The sequence below is a fragment of the Mesorhizobium sp. CA4 genome, assembly GCF_020165075.1.
GTDB lineage: Bacteria > Pseudomonadota > Alphaproteobacteria > Rhizobiales > Rhizobiaceae > Mesorhizobium.
In genome coordinates this window covers 124063-142476 of sequence record NZ_JAIUHK010000013.1, presented here as the reverse complement: position 1 = coordinate 142476, position 18414 = coordinate 124063, and the positions used below count along the sequence as shown (strand labels likewise).

Annotated in this window: 19 protein-coding genes and 1 pseudogene; 13 read left to right on the top strand and 7 right to left on the bottom strand. The window is 63.4% G+C overall.

Features of this window, described 5'->3' with window-relative positions:
* Positions 1 to 324, bottom strand: a pseudogene (locus tag LB528_RS13505) (serine--glyoxylate aminotransferase); the annotation flags it as partial.
* 109 nt (positions 325 to 433) lie between these two features.
* Entirely contained in the window at positions 434 to 1114 is a 681-nt protein-coding gene (locus LB528_RS13500) for a response regulator transcription factor (RefSeq protein WP_224715249.1), read from the bottom strand.
* 360 nt (positions 1115 to 1474) lie between these two features.
* Between LB528_RS13500 and mgtE the strand changes: the two genes are divergently transcribed.
* Together mgtE and LB528_RS13490 are read left to right on the top strand one after the other, a co-directional pair.
* Positions 1475 to 2893, top strand: coding sequence for a magnesium transporter (mgtE, locus tag LB528_RS13495; protein ID WP_224715248.1), 1419 nt, complete (start codon positions 1475 to 1477; stop codon positions 2891 to 2893).
* A gap of 141 nt (positions 2894 to 3034) precedes the next feature.
* Entirely contained in the window at positions 3035 to 3421 is a 387-nt protein-coding gene (locus LB528_RS13490) for a MerR family transcriptional regulator (RefSeq protein ID WP_027168973.1), read from the top strand.
* Between the two features lie 330 nt (positions 3422 to 3751).
* Here the strand turns inward: LB528_RS13490 and LB528_RS13485 are convergent, their stop codons facing one another.
* Together LB528_RS13485 and LB528_RS13480 are read right to left on the bottom strand one after the other, a co-directional pair.
* Positions 3752 to 4231, bottom strand: coding sequence for a methyltransferase family protein (locus tag LB528_RS13485; protein ID WP_224518558.1), 480 nt, complete (start codon positions 4229 to 4231; stop codon positions 3752 to 3754).
* Positions 4228 to 5229: a heparan-alpha-glucosaminide N-acetyltransferase gene (locus tag LB528_RS13480; RefSeq protein ID WP_224715247.1), complete on the bottom strand. Its 1002-nt coding sequence runs from the start codon at positions 5227 to 5229 to the stop codon at positions 4228 to 4230. The genes LB528_RS13485 and LB528_RS13480 overlap by 4 nt, the downstream gene beginning before the upstream one ends.
* A gap of 227 nt (positions 5230 to 5456) precedes the next feature.
* On the opposite strand from LB528_RS13480, the gene LB528_RS13475 reads away from it, so the two are divergent.
* The 4 genes from LB528_RS13475 (at position 5457) to cobO (ending at position 8908) form a co-directional block, all read left to right on the top strand.
* Positions 5457 to 6656 carry an MFS transporter gene (locus tag LB528_RS13475; protein ID WP_224715246.1) on the top strand — a complete coding sequence of 400 codons (1200 nt, stop codon included), beginning with the start codon at positions 5457 to 5459 and terminating at the stop codon, positions 6654 to 6656.
* 273 nt (positions 6657 to 6929) lie between these two features.
* Positions 6930 to 7625, top strand: a complete 696-nt coding sequence (locus tag LB528_RS13470) for a gamma-glutamylcyclotransferase (RefSeq protein ID WP_224518561.1) — start codon at positions 6930 to 6932, stop codon at positions 7623 to 7625.
* A gap of 121 nt (positions 7626 to 7746) precedes the next feature.
* Entirely contained in the window at positions 7747 to 8292 is a 546-nt protein-coding gene (gene cobU / locus LB528_RS13465; RefSeq protein ID WP_224715245.1) for a bifunctional adenosylcobinamide kinase/adenosylcobinamide-phosphate guanylyltransferase, read from the top strand.
* Between the two features lies 1 nt (position 8293).
* Positions 8294 to 8908, top strand: coding sequence for a cob(I)yrinic acid a,c-diamide adenosyltransferase (gene cobO, locus LB528_RS13460; protein ID WP_224715244.1), 615 nt, complete (start codon positions 8294 to 8296; stop codon positions 8906 to 8908).
* A gap of 6 nt (positions 8909 to 8914) precedes the next feature.
* On the opposite strand, the gene cbiB is transcribed toward cobO, so the two are convergent.
* Entirely contained in the window at positions 8915 to 9904 is a 990-nt protein-coding gene (gene cbiB / locus LB528_RS13455) for an adenosylcobinamide-phosphate synthase CbiB (RefSeq protein WP_224518564.1), read from the bottom strand.
* Between cbiB and cobD the strand changes: the two genes are divergently transcribed.
* Both cobD and LB528_RS13445 read left to right on the top strand, forming a co-directional pair.
* Positions 9903 to 10958, top strand: a complete 1056-nt coding sequence (gene cobD / locus LB528_RS13450; RefSeq protein WP_224715243.1) for a threonine-phosphate decarboxylase CobD — start codon at positions 9903 to 9905, stop codon at positions 10956 to 10958. The two genes, cbiB and cobD, sit on opposite strands and share 2 nt — an antisense overlap.
* Positions 10955 to 11464 carry a tyrosine phosphatase family protein gene (locus LB528_RS13445; RefSeq protein WP_224715242.1) on the top strand — a complete coding sequence of 170 codons (510 nt, stop codon included), beginning with the start codon at positions 10955 to 10957 and terminating at the stop codon, positions 11462 to 11464. Before cobD ends, LB528_RS13445 begins: the two co-directional genes overlap by 4 nt.
* Before the next feature lie 18 nt (positions 11465 to 11482).
* On the opposite strand, the gene LB528_RS13440 is transcribed toward LB528_RS13445, so the two are convergent.
* Together LB528_RS13440 and LB528_RS13435 are read right to left on the bottom strand one after the other, a co-directional pair.
* Positions 11483 to 12280, bottom strand: coding sequence for a creatininase family protein (locus LB528_RS13440; protein WP_224715241.1), 798 nt, complete (start codon positions 12278 to 12280; stop codon positions 11483 to 11485).
* A gap of 61 nt (positions 12281 to 12341) precedes the next feature.
* Positions 12342 to 12725 carry a RidA family protein gene (locus LB528_RS13435; protein ID WP_224518568.1) on the bottom strand — a complete coding sequence of 128 codons (384 nt, stop codon included), beginning with the start codon at positions 12723 to 12725 and terminating at the stop codon, positions 12342 to 12344.
* Between the two features lie 254 nt (positions 12726 to 12979).
* Between LB528_RS13435 and LB528_RS13430 the strand changes: the two genes are divergently transcribed.
* Genes LB528_RS13430 through LB528_RS13410 form a run of 5 tightly spaced genes read left to right on the top strand, consistent with a single transcriptional unit; the run spans position 12980 to position 18394 of the window.
* Positions 12980 to 13984, top strand: coding sequence for an ABC transporter substrate-binding protein (locus tag LB528_RS13430; protein WP_224518574.1), 1005 nt, complete (start codon positions 12980 to 12982; stop codon positions 13982 to 13984).
* Positions 13985 to 13999: 15 nt separating this feature from the next.
* Entirely contained in the window at positions 14000 to 14821 is an 822-nt protein-coding gene (locus LB528_RS13425; protein ID WP_224715240.1) for an ABC transporter ATP-binding protein, read from the top strand.
* The gene (locus tag LB528_RS13420) at positions 14808 to 15659 is read left to right on the top strand and encodes an ABC transporter permease (RefSeq protein WP_224715239.1); all 852 of its coding nucleotides are present in this window, start codon (positions 14808 to 14810) and stop codon (positions 15657 to 15659) included. Before LB528_RS13425 ends, LB528_RS13420 begins: the two co-directional genes overlap by 14 nt.
* 36 nt (positions 15660 to 15695) lie before the next feature.
* Entirely contained in the window at positions 15696 to 16994 is a 1299-nt protein-coding gene (locus LB528_RS13415; protein WP_224715238.1) for a cytosine deaminase, read from the top strand.
* A 2-nt stretch (positions 16995 to 16996) separates the two neighbouring features.
* On the top strand, positions 16997 to 18394 hold the full coding sequence (locus LB528_RS13410) for an FAD-binding oxidoreductase (RefSeq protein WP_224715252.1): 1398 nt from the start codon (positions 16997 to 16999) through the stop codon (positions 18392 to 18394).
* The last annotated feature ends 20 nt before the right edge of the window (positions 18395 to 18414 follow it).

Here is an 18414-nt window from a genome sequence, read left to right as displayed (position 1 = left end):
GATGACATCGACATCGAAGCCGAGCCGCTCGGCCATGTCGACCCACAGATGCGAGAACTGGCCGAAGCGCGACATCAGCACCTTGTCGCCAGGGCTGAGCACATTGGTCATCGCCGCTTCCCAGGCGCCGGTGCCAGAAGAGGGATAGATGAAGACGCGACCGGTCTCGTTCTTGAAGACCCGCTTGATGTCCTCGAACAGCGGTAGCGTCAGGTTGGGGAAAGAGGAGGCGCGCATATCCTCCATCGGCAGGTTCATGGCCTGCCGGACCTGTTCCGGAATGTTGGTGGGTCCTGGGATATAGAGATGGGTAAACCCAGCCATGCGCGAAACTCCTCCGATCGATTGAGATTGTGGAGGAAGTCTCGTCTCGGCGAGGCTCGGCAACAACACCTTGCCGGGTAAGTTGTTGGCCCTTGCGGGTGGGATGATCCTACCCGGTTGGCCCGATAGGTGATTTGGAGGTGCGGCGTTTTTCGCTCGAATAGAGCGCGACGGCCATGGCGCGGTTGCGGACGTCCAGCTTGTCGTAGAGGTTCTTCAGGTGATACTTCACCGTGTTCTCGGAAATTCCGGTCCGCGTTGCGATCTGCAAATTGGTCCAGCCGTCAGAAAGCACCGCCAGCAATTCGCGCTCGCGCACGGTGAGGCGGGACAAGGGCGTGTCATTGACCTTGTTGATGTCGATATACGGAATGCAGATGCGCCCGTGGGCGACCGCCAAGATCGTCTCGAAGATGACCGGCGGATCGTCGAACTGGAAGCAGTACCCTTGAGCGCCGAGGCGTACGCACTGCTTCAGGATTCCGATGTCGTGGTCGTTGGAAAAGATCGTGATGCGCACGCCAAGCTCGCGGCTCTGAACTTCCGTAAGCACATCGGCGCCATCCATGTCGGCGAGCTTCCAGCCGACGACGGCGACATCGAATTGCGTGGCGGCCGCCAGTTCCAGGAATTGCGCGCCGCTGTGCACGACACCGAGCAGATCGAAGCGGCCGTCGCATTCCAGCATCTCGCGCAGCGCCGACACGACGAAAGGATTGCGTTCGGCGACGACCACACGAACGCGCCGGTCGGCATTTCCTTCGCTCGTCTTTCCAGGCTTGATGTTCAAGGGCAGCGTTTGTCCTCGGAGCATTTGGCGATGCGCTGATCAGCTGGATCATGCATCATGACAATTCTGCCTCAATAGGGAAGGGGTGCTCTTTCCCCAGCGACATGCGCTGTCGCGCCGGCTGAAGCGATTGTCGCATCTGCGGCGCGGGCGCCGCGCGCTGCTTCCGAGAAGTTGCGGGGCGAAGGCGACCGTCACATTTCCTTGGCTATTCCGCGCGCTAGCGCGACGTCTTTCCAAGACGAATCCTACTGCCGCGCTATCTCCCGCTCAGGTTTGGATTTCCCGAAAAGCGGTTTCCACTTTCCGGGATCATGCACTAGACCTCATTTCGGGATTTCCTCGTTGCGGGAGGCGCTGGTGGAACGCCAGGACAGACAGACGACCGGCGCCGCGCCCGCCGAGGAGCGCCACGCCGACATCTATGGCGAGGACGGCGCCGTGCGCGCCTCCTTCCTCGCTCAGATCGGCGCGGCGATCGCCGACCGCGACACGATCACCCTCAAGCGCGAAGTCGACGACCTGCACCAATCGGAACTCGGCGACGTGCTGGAGGCGCTTCATCCTGAACAGCGCCGCGCTTTGGTCGAACTGCTCGGTTCCGATTTCGACTTCTCGGCGCTGACCGAGGTCGACGAGGCGATCCGCCTCGACATCGTCGACAACCTGCCCAATGCGCAGATCGCGCAGGCGGTGCAGGAGCTCGATTCTGACGACGCCGTCTACATCCTCGAGGATCTCGAGAAGGAAGACCAGGACGAGATCCTGTCGCAGCTGCCTTTCACCGAGCGCATCAGGCTCAGGCGCGCGCTCGACTATCCGGAAGAGACCGCCGGCCGGCGCATGCAGACCGAGTTTGTTGCCGTGCCGCCGTTCTGGACGATCGGCCAGACTATCGACTACATGCGCGAGGACAAGAACCTGCCCGAGCGCTTCAGCCAGATCTTCGTCATCGATCCGAGTTTCAAGCTGCTCGGCGCCATCGATCTCGACCAGATCCTGCGCAGCAAGCGCGCGGTCAAGGTCGAGCAGGTCATGCATGAGACCCTGCACGCAATCCCGGCCACGATGGACCAGGAAGAGGCGGCGCGCGAGTTCGAGCAGTACAACCTGCTCTCCGCCGCCGTGGTCGACGAAAACGGGCGGCTGGTCGGCGTGCTCACCATCGACGACGTGGTCGACGTCATCCAGGAAGAGGCGGAAGAAGACCTTTTGCGTATGGGCGGCGTCGGCGATGAAGAACTGTCGGACACGGTGCTCGCCACATCGCGCTCGCGCGTGCCCTGGCTGCTGGTCAATCTTGTGACTGCCTTCTTGGCCGCTTCGGTTATCGGCCTGTTCGACCGCACGATCGAGCATATCGTGGCGCTTGCCGTGCTGATGCCGATCGTCGCCGGAATGGGCGGCAATGCCGGCTCGCAGACCATGACCGTCACCGTGCGCGCGCTGGCAACCAGGGACCTCGATATCTACAACGCCGCTCGCATCATCCGCCGCGAGCTCGGTGTCGGTTTCGTCAACGGCGTGGTGTTTGCCGTGCTCATCGGCATGGTGGCCGGTTTCTGGTTCCGCGATCCCAATCTGGGCGGCATCATCGCGGCGGCGATGATCATCAACATGTTTGCGGCTGCGCTTGCCGGGATATTCATCCCGCTGGTCCTCGACCGCCTCAAGATTGATCCGGCGGTGGCTTCCGCCGTCTTCGTCACCACGGTCACCGACTGCGTCGGTTTCTTTGCCTTCTTGGGGCTGGCGACGTGGTGGTTTAGAGTGCCCTAAATCAACGGGCCGGCGTTAATTGACTTTTACGTAAATGCCGTGCGAGGTTTGCCGCGGGGTCACGTGCCGATTCCGGTGCGGATGGTATCATCGGAGGAAGGGCGACGCTTCAAGCGGCGATGCCCGGGCTTGGGAGCGGGAATGCGGGAATATTACACGATCACCGAGCTGACGCGTGAATTCGACGTGTCGACGCGGACATTGCGTTTTTACGAGGACGAGGGGCTGGTGCAGCCTGTAAGGCGCGGCCGCACGCGGCTGTTTCGGCCGTCCGACCGGCACCTCATCCGTCAGATCATGCGGGGAAAAAGGCTCGGCTTCTCGATCAACGAGATCCGCGAGATCATCCAGATGTACAAGGAGCCGCCCGGCGAGGTCGGCCAGCTCAAGCTGATGATCAAGCGCATCGAGGAGAAACGCGAGGACCTGCGCCAGAAGCGGCGCGACCTGGAAGAGACGCTGGCCGAGTTGGACCAGGCCGAAGAATCCTGCGTCGAGCGGCTGGCCGAGCTGGGTGTGAATACGTGAAGCGCGGTGAGCAGGGGATTTGCAGGGCAACTATCGCAAACGTTCGAGATTAGCCGGTGCCTCTCAGCTTCGTCATCCACGGGCGAAGCGGACGCGTAGACCCGAGGATCCATTCCGTGACCTCGATCGAAGGGCGCAGCGGAGCAGAAGTCTGCACCGTTGCAACGCCTTGATGTCACGGAATGGATTCTATGGTCTGCGCGCGTCGCTTCGCTCCTTGCTTCGCCATAGAATGACGACGGGAGACGCGCTGCGGCTAGCTAAAGGCGAAGCACGCTAGCCCACCCTCTAACGACGCTTGACCCCGCGACCGATCCAAGCGAGGCGGCCTCAAATCCAGCGCCGGACCCGCTTGGCGTAGTCGCGGTATTTCTTGCCGAACTTCGCCCCGAGGATCTTTTCTTCCTTCTCGATCGCCAGCTTCTGCGTCGCGAAGGCGGCGAGAAAGGCAAAGAGCAGGAACCATGCGATGCCGGTGATGAGGGCGACGCCGATCAGCAGCAGCGTGTTGGCGAGATACATCGGGTTGCGGGTGATGCCGAAGGGGCCTGACGTCACCAGGTGATCGGGCTCGGCATTGGGGTCGAATGTCGTTTTCGCTCGCATCATGGCGCGGATGGCCGTAATCCAGAGCATGGCGACGCCGAACAGCGTCACCCAGCCGACGCCGAACATGAGATCGCCGAAGATGTCGCCGATCCAGGGCAGCGGGTAGAGCATGCCGAGGACGACGCTGAGAGCGATCGCCACGACATAGATCACCGGCGGCCAGGGAACGATCCCGTGTCTGGGCTTTGCGATGCCTGTCATTGCTGTCCTCCTTCCATCTTGTCCTCGGTCGCGGCGGTGCAGGTTTCCGCGAGGTCGGCCAGATGCGATTTCCAGACGCTGGACTGATCGTTGGCGTAGAGCTTGTCGAGAGACCCTTCCCCCTTCAGCGTATCCAGCATGCAGCCACAATAGCTGGTGCAGAACTTGCTGTCCCGCTGCTGTTCGCACTGCGCCTGGCAAGCCGGCAGGAAGCCGGCCTCCCTGTCCTGAGGGGCGGCGGGCATGACCTGCGAGAACAGCCACACCGAGCCGAACAGAAGCGGCTGGTGGATGAGGTAGAAGGCGAGGCTGTGCCGGCCGATGAAGGTCAGCGACTTCGACCAGCGGCCGGGCAGCCATGTTCCCAGACGGGCGAGCAGGCCAGTGGCGGAAGCGAGTTTCACCGTCGCGATGCCGGCAAGCACGGGGCCAAACCACGGGAAAAGCGGTACGTAGTCATTGGAACGCGGGTTGGTGGCGGAAAGGCCCACCCACCACAGCGCCGGATGGTCGAAGAACTCCGACCGCAGATAATAGGGGGCTGCAATCACCGCCACGGCAATGATCGCCGTCAACAGCCAGGGCAGCCTGAGAAAGGCGAGGCCGAGCAAGCTCGCCAGCGCGATCTCATGCAGGATGCCGAAAAAGATGAATCCGTCCGGCGTGACGATGTAGGTGACGGCCGAGATGGCGGCTGCGGCGACGGCCACCATGGCGAAGCGCTTCCAGAAGCCTGGCCAGCGGATATGACGGCCATGGGCGAGGAAGAGGCTGACGCCGACCAGGAACAGGAAGGTCGAGGCAATGCAGCGTGCGTAAAGTTTCCACCAGCCGAAAGCGGTGAGGCCGGGCGCGGTGTAGCCGAAATTTTCGAGATCCCAGGTGAAGTGGTAGCTCGCCATCGCGATCAGCGCGATGCCGCGCAGGATGTCGATGCCCTGGATGCGGCCGTGCTTTGGCGCGTCCTGAACAGGGGCGCTCGTCGTTTGAAGGCTCATCATTTCGATCCGATTCAGTCCTGCCAAACGACTATCACGGTTCAAGTGGACGACAGAAGCAGGCGGCCATCAATGCATTTCATGGTAGTCATGAAATTCACCCTTAGGCCAGAGGCGGAAAGCCTTTAGCAGGCTTCGCTTTTCGGCCCGTCGGGGTCGGTTTCCTGCTACTGGCCGGCAGCTGGTCCGGCCAGATTTAACCGCGTGATTCACGTCCCGGAGGGCCGATGTCCACCCATGTGCGCCATCCGATCTGGCTTCCGGCTTTGCGGCCGGCGGATGCGCGTACCTTCGCCTCGCTCTATGCAGTGGAATCCTTCGCCCGCGCCACGATCTCCAGCGTGATCCCGATCCAGGCCTACGAGATCCTGCACAATGAGCGGATCGTCTCGATCCTCTACACGATTGTGTCGCTGATGGGTCTTTCGGTCACGCTGTTCATGCCGATGCTCATCCGCCGCTTCGCGCGGCGCTGGGTCTACACGGCCGGCTGCATGCTGCTGGCGATCGGCTCCGCCTTCTTCGTCACCCACACGCTGCCTGGACAGATTGCCGGCATGCTCTGCCGCGTGATGGGGGCGAGCGCGCTGTCGATCACGCTCAACCTCTACATCATGGATCACATCCGCAAGACCGACTTCATGCAGGCGGAATCGCTGCGCATGGCCTGGTCGATGTTCGCTTGGACGGGCGGGCCGACGCTCGGCATTTTCCTTTACACGCATTTCGGCATCTATGCCGCACATGGCGCGGTCGTCGTGTTTGCCTTCGCGCTGCTCTGCCTGTTCTGGTTCTACCGGCTGAGCGACAACCAGTCGATCCGGCCCGGCAAGTCGCGTCCGGCCAATCCGCTCGCCAATATCGGCCGCTTCGTGAAGCAGCCAAGGCTCAGGCTTGCCTGGCTGATCGCCTTCGGCCGCTCCTGCTTCTGGACGACGTTCTTCGTCTATGGCCCGCTGTTCATGGTGATCACCGGCCAGGGCGAGCTTGCCGGCGGCTTGCTGGTTTCGGCCGGCAATGCGCTTCTGTTCGTGGCGATCTTCTGGGGCAGGGCCGGCAAGCGCTTCGGCGGGCGCAAGGTCATGACTTTCGCCTATTTCGCTATGGCGGCGATGTTGTTTGCCGCGGGCGGCGTCGGCGAGGCCGCGCCGCTCTTCACCGGCGCGCTGCTGCTCTGCGGCGCGCTCTTCACCATCGCCCTCGACGCGCTCGGCTCGACCGTCTTCATGCGCTCGGTGCGCGCTTACGAGAAGGCGCAGATGGCGGCGGTCTACCGCACCTATCTCGATTTCTCCGAACTGACGCCGCCGCTGGTCTATTCGGTGGTGCTCACCTTCTTCGGGCTGGGCTCGGTGTTCGTCACGCTCGGCATCCTGGCCGCCTTCTGCGGCTTCGTCACCTGGCGCTATCTGCCGAAGGCGTTCTGAACGCTGCGTGACGGCCGCGCACCCAATCATGGAAATTGTAAGGGGCGCGTTCGCTCGGATCGGGCTGCATCGGCTCCTCCCTGATCGAGCCGTTCAGCGCTCGATGGGATCGCTGACCTGCTCTAATTCTTTGTTTTTACGCAATTCCGGACGGAAAACTGTCGCGCACTTTTCCTGGAATGCTTCGGCGACAGCCGACACCCAGGCCAAGGGGTTGTCAATCGCGAGGCGGCCGCATTGTTTCGGTCGCGCAGGAACCTTAAGGTCGCGCGCATGCTGCCAAGAACCATGTCGCTTACCGAGGAACTGGTTGCCCGCTGCTTCCGCACGGTCGAGGATGCGGGACCGGATCCCGATGCGGCGCATCTGGATGACAGCGACTACGAGGCGATGCTCGATGCGTTCGAGGCCGAGCTTCCGGCGACGGAGCCGCTCTGGCTGTTCGGCTATGGATCGCTCATCTGGAAGCCTGAGATCGAGCACACCGAGGAATGCGTAGCGCTTGCGCGCGGCTGGCACCGCTCGTTCTGCATGAAGATGACGCGCTGGCGCGGCACCAAGGAGCAACCCGGCCTTATGATGGCGCTCGATCGCGGAGGCCAGTGCAAAGGGGTTGCTTTCCGGCTGGCCGAGAATAACCGAAGGCAAGGGCTGGACAAGCTTTTCCGGCGCGAAATGACATTGAAGCCGACAAGCTACTGGCCGCGCCTTCTGCAGCTCTCGACCGACAAGGGACCGTTGCGTGCGCTGGCTTTCGTCATCAATCGCAACGGGACAACTTATGCGGGGCCCCTCAGCGAGGACGAGGTGGTGGAGAGGCTTGCGACATCCTGCGGCCATTGGGGCTCGGGCGCCGACTATCTCTACAATACGGTAAAGAATCTAGAGCAGCGCGGCATCCATGATGGGCATCTGTGGCGGTTGCAGCAGCTGGTCGCCGTCCGGATTGCCGGCCCGCAGCAGCCATGAGCAGTGCCGCAATCGCGCTGCGGGGTGGCGGAATTTGGTTTGCCGGCAGCAGGGCTTCTGCCTAAAGTCGCGCCGGCGGCCCGATGGCCACGACAATGTTCATCCAAAGGTGAAGGCAGGAATGACCGGCGCGACGGCTGGGAGCGGCAATAGAGCTTCCGACCGGAAGCTGACCTTCATCCTGGGCGGTGCCCGTTCGGGCAAGAGCTCGCATGCCGAGAGCCTGACGACCGCTAATCCGTCGCCCTGGACCTACATTGCCACGGCACAGGCTTATGACGACGAGATGCGCGAGCGCATTGCGCTGCATCGGTCGCGGCGCGGCGAAGGTTGGGTCACCGTCGATGCGCCGCTCGGTCTGGTCGGCGCAATCGAGGCTTTGCCGGATCACCAGCCTGTTCTGATCGATTGCCTGACGCTGTGGCTCACCAACCACATGCTGGCCGGACATGATGTCGAGGCCGAATGCCGGCGGCTCAAGGATACGATGTCGCGGCCGCGCGGGCCGTGGTTCGTGGTCTCAAACGAAGTCGGGCTCGGCATCGTGCCCGACAACGCGCTGGCGCGCCGGTTCCGCGACGCCGCGGGCAGGCTCAACCAGCAGGTCGCGGCGACAGCCGACAGCGTTCTCATGATGGTGGCGGGGCTGCCGCTCAAGGTGAAATGACATGGCTGAAATCGAGGAGAAGGACGCCGAGCGCCACCGCGCCAAGATGGCCAAGCGCAAGGCAGTGCAGGATGCCGAGGTGGCCGGCAAGACGATCGAGAAAGGACTGCTGATCGTCAACACCGGGCCGGGCAAGGGCAAGACCACGGCCGCCTTCGGCCTGGCGCTGAGAATGCTGGGTTATGGCAAGCGTGTCGGCGTCGTCCAATTCATCAAGGGCAAATGGCATACCGGCGAAAAGAACGCTTTCGGCGCTTTCGGCGACCGCGTCGTCTGGCACGCGATGGGCGAGGGCTTCACCTGGGAAACGCAGGATCTGAAGCGCGACATCGCCGCCGCCGAGGCCGCCTGGGCCAAGGCGCTCGAGCTGATGGCCGATTCCTCGATCAGCCTCGTGGTGCTCGACGAGCTCAACATCGCGCTGCGCTACGATTATCTCGATCTGGAAAAGGTGGTCGCGGCGCTGAAGGCACGCCGGGACGATCTGCATGTGATCGTCACCGGCCGCAACGCCAAGCCGCTGCTTGTCGAGGCCGCCGACCTCGTCACCGAAATGGGGCTGACCAAGCACCATTTCTCCGCCGGCGTGAAGGCGCAGCAGGGAATTGAATTTTGAGGCGCCTCAGCCGCTGATCAAGATGGTCAGATAGATCACGATCGCCGAGACGACCGCAAACAGGCCAAGCAGCAGCCAGTCCGCGATGCGGTAGAGTTTCAACGCTTGTCGGACGTCGGTGCTTTCGGCCTCGCGGCGGCCTCCTTCGCCCATGAAGGCATCCTCGACGACTTCGCCGCCATAGCTGCGCGGTCCGGCGAGGGACAGTCCCAGCGCGCCGGCCATCGCAGCTTCCGGCCAGCCCGCGTTTGGCGAACGATGTTTCCTCGCGTCGCGTCGCATCACCTGCCAGGCGCCACGCGGATCGGCGCCCGGGACGAGAAAGGCCGCCAGCACGATAAGCAGGCCGGTGAGCCGCGATGCGGGCAGATTGATGAGATCGTCGAAACGGGCAGCCGCACGGCCAAAGGCTTCGTATTTCGGCGTACGGTGGCCGATCATCGAATCGGCGGTGTTGGCGGCCTTGTAGGTAGCACCTCCGCCAAGGCCGCCGATGCCGGTCCAGAAGGCGGGCGCGACGATGCCGTCCGAAAAATTTTCGGCCAGGCTTTCGATCGCCGCGCGGGCGACACCTGCTTTGTCCAATTTTTCCGGATCGCGGCCGACAATGCGCGACACGGCGATGCGGGCGAGCGTCAGGCCGCCGGTCTCCAGCGCGTCGGCGACGTCCTCGACATGCTCGGCGAGGCTTTTTTGCGACAGCAGCGTGGAACCGAGGATGGCGGCGATGACGAGACCTGTCGGGAACATCATCCACAGCAGAACGTGCAGCGCCAGGCCGATGAGCCCAGGCACCAGCAGAATGACGAGCAAGGCCTGGACGCCGCGGCGGCGACGCAATTCGTCGGAATCGGTGGCGCGGTTGAGCCGGCGATCGAGAAAGGATATCAGCCTGCCGATCCAGGTTACCGGATGGCCGATGGCGTTGAACAGCCAGTCCGGATAGCCGAGGGCGCGTTCGACGGCGAGTGACAGGAAAGCGATCAGGACAGACATGAAGCTTCTAAGCGGCGCGATCGCAGCGGTTGATCATGGCGGCAGCCTTGGCCGGGCAGGCACGCTTTTTCCTCATGCGCCACAACCTTTCGTGGACCTCTCGACAGGTATCAATCCGCACTCCTACCCGCTTTTCGACCTGCCCGCCACCGCCCTGTCCCGATTGCCGGAGGCAGGACAACTGCGCGAATTGGCCGAAATTGCGGCTTCGGCCTATGGCGCGCCTTCGGCGATGCATGTGGCGGCGGCGCCCGGCACGCAGATTCTCCTGCCGCGCGTCGCCTCGCTGGTGCGGCCGGGCAAGGCGCTGGTGCTTGGGCCGACCTATGCAGAACACGCCCGGGCCGCGGCTATCGCCGGCCATGCCGTCGCGGAAGTCAGCGATTTCGACGCGCTGGCCGAGGCGGACCTTGCGGTGCTGGTCAATCCCAACAATCCGGACGGGCGGGTGATCGAAAAGCCGCGCCTGCTCGATCTCACGGCGCGGCTTCGCGCCAAAGGCGGGCTGCTCGTCGTCGACGAAGCCTTCATGGATGTCGGCCCGATCGAGCAAAGCCTTGCCGGCGACCTCGGGGCGGGCGGCATCGTCGTGCTGCGCTCGTTCGGCAAGTTCTTCGGCCTTGCGGGTGTGAGACTCGGCTTCGCATTGGCGGATCCGCTGACGGCCGAGCGGCTGGACGCGCAACTGGGGCCCTGGGCGGTGGCCGGCCCGGCGCTCGAATATGGCATCCGCGCCTTGTCGGATGCAAAGTGGCAGGCCGATATGCGGCAACGTCTGGCGCGGGATGCCGGGCGGCTCGACGCGCTGCTTGGCCGATTCGATGTTCCGGTCGCCGGCGGAACCAGCCTGTTCCGCTATTTGTCGTTTGTCGAGGCCTCAACCCTGTTTTCGGCACTTGGTGGGCGCGGTGTGCTGGTCCGTCATTTTGCCGAGCGGCCTCAAGTGCTGCGTGTCGGTCTACCGGGCAGCGAAGCGGAATGGCAGCGACTTGAAGGCGCACTTGCCGCCTGGGCCGCACGGCGCAAAGATGCGCCGAAGGAGATCGGGCAATGATCCATGTCTGTTCGCTGTCGAAGGTCGACGAAACCGTGGCAAGAACCGGTGCGCAGCGGTTGCTGTCGTTGCTTGCCGCCGGGACGGAGGTGACCCGACCGGCCTCGATCCTGGCGGAAAACCATCTGCATCTCGTCATGCATGATATCGCCGTGGCGCAGGAGGGTATGACCATCCCGGGCGAGGAGCATGTGCGGGCCTTGCTCGATTTCGCCTATCGCTGGGACCGCCTGAAGCCGCTGGTGGTGCATTGCTATGCCGGCGTCAGCCGCTCGACGGCCTCGGCCTACATCATCGCCGCGGCGCTGGCGCCCAAGCGTGACGAGATGGAACTCGCTCGGACGCTGCGCTTCCTCTCGCCGACGGCTACGCCCAATCCACGGCTGATCGCAGTCGGCGACACGCTGCTTCAGCGCGACGGCCGCATGATCGCGGCGATCGAGGCGATCGGGCGCGGCGCCGACGCGTTCGAAGGGATACCCTTCGAACTGGGAATCGAAGCGTAAGTCAAAGCGGACCAGCCGCTACGACAGCCACTCGGCAAGCCTCGCCTTGCGCACATCCCTGACCAGGCTGATAAAGCCGTCGGCCTGCATTTCCGCCGTCAGGCGGCCCTTCTCGGCCGTGGCGATCGAAGCGTCGCCGACCACGCCGTTCGGATTGAGGTCGCTGGCGATCCAGGCGAATGCGTGCGTTCCGGTGTGGCGCAGCAGGGCGAATTCCTTTTCGGCGCGGCCGACATTGGAGACGAAATTCTCCGCCTTGCTCATGTCGACGAGATCGGGCCGGAAGTGCAGCATCAGCGATGTCTCGACATCGCCGCCATGGATGCCGTGACGGTCCTCCAGCTCTGTGTACATGCCGGCCGGGCGGCCGAACCGCTGCCAGCTCGTCTTCACGGACAGCATTTTGGCGCGCACGCGCAATTCGCGCGAAATGATGCCCATGATCTCTTCATTGCCGCCATGCGAATTCACGACGATCAGCTTTCTCACCCCGGCGCGGGCGACCGACAGGCCGAGTTCGGTCCAGGCGTCGACCAAGGTGGTGGCGGGCAAGGTGAGCGTTCCCGGCGCATGCAGGTGCTCGTTCGACTTGCCGATCGCCTGCACCGGCAGGATGCGGATGTCGAGATCGTCGGGCAGGCGCGCGATCACCGTCTCCAGCATGCCGATCATGATCGAGGTGTCGGTCGAGACCGGAAGGTGAGGGCCATGCTGCTCGATCGCCGCCACCGGCAGTACGGCGATAGTCGCTTCGGCGTCGATCGAGGCATATTCGGTCGTCCGGTAGTCGCCCCACCACACACGTCTTGTCGTCACTTTTCGTCTCCCGATTGGTCTGCTGTCCGGCCCGAGGTCTAGAGGCTATTCCCGGCAACAGCTAGCCGGCTGCCAGAACTTCGACCTCGACCTTGAATTCCGGGCGGGCGAAGCCTGCGACGATGATCAATGTGGAGGCCGGCGCCGGATCGGAAAAGAGCCGGTTGCGGACATCCATATAGGCCTGCAGATGCGCACGATCGGTGACGAAGGCGTTGATGCGCACGGTGTCGTTCAAGGTCAGCCCGGCTTCGCTGAGGATCGCGGCGATGTTCTTGAAGCAAAGCTCCGTCTGTGCCCCGGCATCCTCCGGCACGGCATCGTCGGGGCCGATGCCCAGCTGCCCCGAGCACAGCACCAGGCGCTTTCCGGCGGGTATTTCGACGCCGTGGCTGTAGCGGGCGAAAGGCGGCTTGATCGATTTGGGGGCGAGGTATTTGAGCATGGCATTCTCCTGTCCGCCGACAGCCTAGTGGCGGATTCATGAAACATTCAAGATGCCGTGGATGCCGCTAGGAGCGATTATGGACAGGCGTCCAAAAAATAGGCACGATGCCTCGCGTACGGCATGACCCGTCCGGTCTCGGCAATGACTGCCGCACAAGCAGGCGGCCCAGGCGGTGGCATGTGTCTTGCTTCTTGAATCGATGGTGTTGAGCCCTGCGCGTCGCGCGCCCGGGCCAAGAGAGGGTGATGTTTATGATCGGACAAGGAAAGATTTTGGCGGGCGCCGCCGTCCTGCTGGTGGCGGGCACGCTGACTGCTGCTGCGAACGAGAAGGTGACGTTCGGCACCAACTGGCTGGCCGAGCCGGAACATGGCGGCTACTATCAGGCGATCGCCGACGGCACCTATGCCGCCTGCGGCCTCGATGTGACCATCATGCAGGGCGGCCCGCAGGTCAGCGGCCGGCCGATGCTGCTTGCGGGCAAGATCGATTTCTACATGGGCGGCAACCTGCTGTCGGCCTTCGACGCCGTGCAGCAGGGTATTCCGATGCGCGTTGTTGCCGCCGATTTCCAGAAGGACCCGCAGGTCATCATGTCCCATCCGGGAGAGGGGCTGGACAAGTGGGAAGACCTGAAGAACGCCGACCAGTACATCATGGGTGACGAAGGCGCGCAGACCTTCTTCCAGTGGATGGTCACCGATCTCGGCTTCGACGCCGCCAAGCGCGTGCCCTACACGTTCAACCCGGCGCCCTTCATCGCCAACAAGAAGTCGATCCAGCAAGGCTATGTGACCTCCGAGCCGTTCGCGGTGCAGAAGCAGGGAGGCTTCACGCCGAACCAGTTCCTGCTTGCCGACAATGGCTGGGACACCTATGCGACGACCATCGAGGTGATGCAGGATACGATCGACAAGCGGCCGGAGGTGGTGCAGTGCTTTGTCGATGGCTCCGCCAAGGGCTGGTACAAGTACCTCTATGGCGACAACAAGGCCGCCAACGACATGATCAAGAAGGACAATCCCGACATGACGGATGAGCAGATCGCCTTCTCGATCGAGCAGTTGAAGAAGTTCGGCATTGTCGATTCGGGCGATTCGGAAAAGCTCGGCATCGGCACGATGAACGAAGCCCGCATCCAGAGCTTCTACGACAAGATGGTCAAGGCCAAGGTCGCGCAGCCGGGCCTCGACATCAAGAAAGCCTATACGCTGGCCTTCATCAACAAAGGTGTCGGGCTGGAGCTGAAGAAGTAAGGCGGCCGGCCTGAGATGATCCAGGAGAAAGTGGCTGAGACGCCGGCGGCATCGGGCGAGGCTCCGATGCTGCTGGCATTGCGCAGTGTCGGCAAGGTCTTTTCCAATGGCGTGACGGCGCTGAGCAAGGTCGACCTGGCGATCCGCGAGGGCGATTTCCTGAGCCTGCTCGGCCCGTCGGGGTGCGGCAAGTCGACGGCACTGCGGCTGATCGCGGGTCTCTCGACGCCGACCTCCGGCCAGCTTGACTGGCGCGGTGGGATCGACCGCTCGAATATCGGCTTCGTCTTCCAGGAGCCGACGCTGCTGCCCTGGGCCAGCGTCTTCGACAATGTCTGGCTGCCGCTGAGGCTGAAGGGCGTGTCACGCGCCAAGGCGGAGCCGGCTGTGATGGAGATGCTGTCGCGCGTCCATCTCACCGGCTTCGAGAACGCCGTGCCGCGCGAGCTTTCGGGCGGCATGAAGATGCGTGTGTCGATCGCGCGGGCCATGGTGACGAAGCCGCGCATCCTTCTGATGGACGAGCCGTTCGCCGCGCTTGACGAGATCACCCGCTTCAAGCTCAACAACGACCTTCTGGAGCTGTGGCAGGACGAGCGCTTCACCGTCGTCTTCGTCACCCACAGCGTCTTCGAAAGCGTGTTCCTGTCCAGCCGCGTCGTCGTCATGGCCGCACGGCCGGGCCGCGTCCATGGCGAACTCCCCATCAACGCGTCCTATCCGCGCGACGAGGCGTTCCGTACCTCGCCGGGCTATGCCGCGCTTTGCCGGCAGGCCTCGGGCGTGCTGGTCGACGCCATCAACTCAACCGCCGGGTCCCACCATGACGGCCATTGAAGACAATGTCCTGACGCTCGATCCGGAAGAGGCGCGCCGCGCCCGCCAGGAGCGGCTGGAGCGCATCGGCAAATGGGTGCTGCCGCTCGCGATCATGGTGGTGGCGATCGTGCTGTGGGACCGCATCTGCGTCTGGAACGAGATCCCGCAATATATCCTGCCGCGGCCGGGTGTGGTGCTGCAGACGCTGCACAGTGACGCCGGGCTGCTCTTTTCCTCGCTGCTGGTGACGCTCAGGATCACCTTCCTCAGCTTGGCTCTCGCCGTCATCGGCGGCGTCGGGCTGGCGGTGCTGTTCGCGCAGTCGAAATGGGTGGAGATGTCGTTCTTCCCCTTCGCCATCGTGCTGCAGGTGACGCCGATCGTCGCCATCTTCCCATTGATCAACATCTATGTGGACAACCAGACCGTCAAACTGCTGCTCTGCGCCTGGATCGTCGCCTTCTTTCCGATCCTCTCCAACACCACGCTCGGCCTGAACTCGGTCGACCGCAATCTGCGCGACCTGTTCAAGCTCAACGGCGCGACGCGCTGGCAGCAATTGCGCTATCTGCGCCTGCCGGCGGCGATGCCCTATTTCCTCGGCGGGCTGAAGATCGCCGGCGGCTTGTCGCTGATCGGCGCGGTGGTGGCGGAATTCGTCGCCGGCGCGCAAGGGCAGTCGTCGGGACTCGCGTCCCGCATCATCGAGGCCGGCTACCGGCTCAACGCGCCGCGCCTGTTCGCGGCGCTGATCCTGATCTCGCTCACCGGCATCCTGATCTTCCTGGTGCTGTCGCTGGTGTCACATCTCAGCCTGCGCCGCTGGCACGAGAGCGCGCTGAAACAGGAGCGCTAGGTTGGCACCAGGGAAAATCGCGAAGAGGACCAGATCTTGATACCTGCCTCTGGTTCCTACCGGCTTGCCAATGCCCGTGTTCATCGGTCGCTGACGCCCGGCCTTGCAGCACCGTTCGACGCGGACGGTTTCGCACTGGCTGAGCTGGCCGTCGCCGACGGCAAGATCGCGAGCATCGTCGCCCATGCCAAGTCGAAGTCGCAGCCCAACGCGATCGATCTTGCCGGCCGCATCGTGCTGCCGTGTTTCGTCGATTGCCACACTCATATCGACAAGGGCCATATCTGGCCGCGGAAACCCAATCCAGACGGCACCTTCATGGGCGCGCTCAATGCCACCGGCGCCGACCGCGCCGCGCGCTGGAGCGCCGAGGATGTGGCGCGCCGCATGGATTTCTCGCTGCGCTCAGCCTACGCGCATGGCACCAAGGCCGTGCGCACGCATCTCGACAGCGTGCCGCCGCAGGAGGAGATCTCCTGGCCGGTGTTCGAGGCGATGCGGGAAAAATGGCGCGGGCGCATCGAGCTGCAAGCAGCCTGCCTGCTCGGCATCGAAGGCGTGCGCGACAAGGCCTGGTTCGAACGGTTGGCGAAGCGCGTCGCCGCGGCCAAGGGCGTGCTCGGCGTCGTCACCTACATGGTGCCCGACCTCGAGGAACTGCTCGACCAGGTGTTCGCCCAGGCGATCGAGCATGGGCTCGACCTCGATTTCCATGCCGACGAGACCGACGATGTCGCGGCCATCTCGCTGAAGAAGATCGCCGAGGCGTCGCTGTGGAACGGTTTCGAGGGCAACATCCTGGTCGGCCATTGCTGCTCGCTATCGCGCCAGCCGGACCTCGAGGTTCTCGACACGCTGGATAAGGTGGCGAAGGCGCGGCTTGCCGTGGTGTCGCTGCCGATGTGCAATCTCTATCTGCAGGACCGTCGCAACAATCACACCACCCCGCGCTGGCGCGGCGTGACGCTGCTGCACGAGATGAAGGCGCGCGGCATCAAGGTGGCGGTCGCTTCCGACAACACGCGCGATCCGTTCTACGCCTATGGCGATCTCGATATGCTGGAGGTCTACCGCATGGCGACGCGCATCCTGCATTTCGACCATCCGGTCGGTGACTGGCCCAGGGCGGTGGCGGCAACGCCTGGCGAGGTGATGCGGCTCGAAGGCGCCGGCACGCTTGCCGTCGGCGGCCCAGCCGATTTCATCGTCTTCAAGGGACGCAGCTGGACGGAATTGCTGTCGCGGCCCGAATCGGATCGCATCGTGGTGCGCGAGGGAAGGGCGATCGAACGCCAACTGCCCGACTATGCTGAACTCGACGAATTGATGGTGTGATGATGGATATCGCAGCGCTGAAGCGCGATCTCGACGGGATCAAGGTCGACGACCATCCGGCGATCGTCCAGCAGAAGAGTCGCGACTTCTACTGGTACAGTCCGGTGCTCAAGAAGCAGCTCGACCATATAACGGGCGACCTGATCGTCACGCCGAAGAATGAGAGCGAGGTGATCCGCGTGCTCGCCGCCTGCCACCGCCACGGCATCCCGGTGACGCCGCGCGGCAGCGGCACCGGCAATTACGGGCAGGCGATGCCGCTGTCGGGCGGCGTGGTGCTCAACCTTGCCGAGATGAACGAGATCAAGACAATCGCGCCGGGGCGCGTGGTGACCGGGCCGGGCGCGGTGCTGGCAGAGATCGATAGGGCGACGCGGGCGCATTCCGGCCAGGAGCTGCGCATGTCGCCATCGACTTACAATACCGCTTCGGTCGGCGGCTTCGTGGCCGGCGGCTCAGGCGGCGTCGGCTCGATCCGCTGGGGCGGCTTGCGCGACCTGGGCAACGTCATCCGGCTGAGGACCGTGACGATGGAGGCCGAGCCCCGTGTCATGGAACTCACCGGCGAGGATGTGCTCAAGGTCATGCACGCCTATGGTACCAACGGTATCATCACCGAGGTCGAGATGCCGCTGACGGCTTCCTACGACTGGATCGACGTCATCGTCGGTTTCGACGATTTCATGGACGCGGCCGGCTTCGGCAACGACCTGGCTATGCAGGACGGCATTCTGGCGAAGCTGATCACGCCGATTTCGGCGCCCATCCCTTACGATTATTTCAAACGGCATCAGAAGTTCTTCCGGCGCGAACAGAGCATCGTGGTGTGCATGATTGCTCCGCATGCGATAGATGCATTCCTTGCATTTGTCCGGGCCAGCAAAGGCGAAATTGTCTTCAGGGCTGACCTTGAGACCGACCTGAAGGGATTGCCGCCGGCCTATGAACTGACCTGGAACCACACGACGCTGCGCGCCATCAGGGTCGATCCGACGATCACCTATCTGCAGGCGCGCTATCCATCGCCGGATCACCTTGCGCACGTCAAGGCGATGGTCGACTGCTTCGGCGATGAGGTGCCAGCGCATCTCGAATTCATCCGCTTCGATGGCGCGATCGGCGCCGCCGGCCTGCCACTGGTCCGCTACACCACGGAAGAGCGGCTCGACGAGATCATTCGCATCCATGAGGACAATGGCTGCTGGATCTTCAACCCGCACCGCTACACGCTGGAAGAGGGCGGTATGAAGCAGACCGACGAGATCCAGCTCGCCTTCAAGCGTGAGACCGATCCGCAAGGGCTGCTCAATCCCGGCAAGATGATCGCCTGGGAAAACCCGGACTATGATTATCGCTCCGGCAAGTCTTTCCTGTTCAAGGGGCTGCAAAAGGCGGGGTGATTTGCGATGAGCGTGCTTCG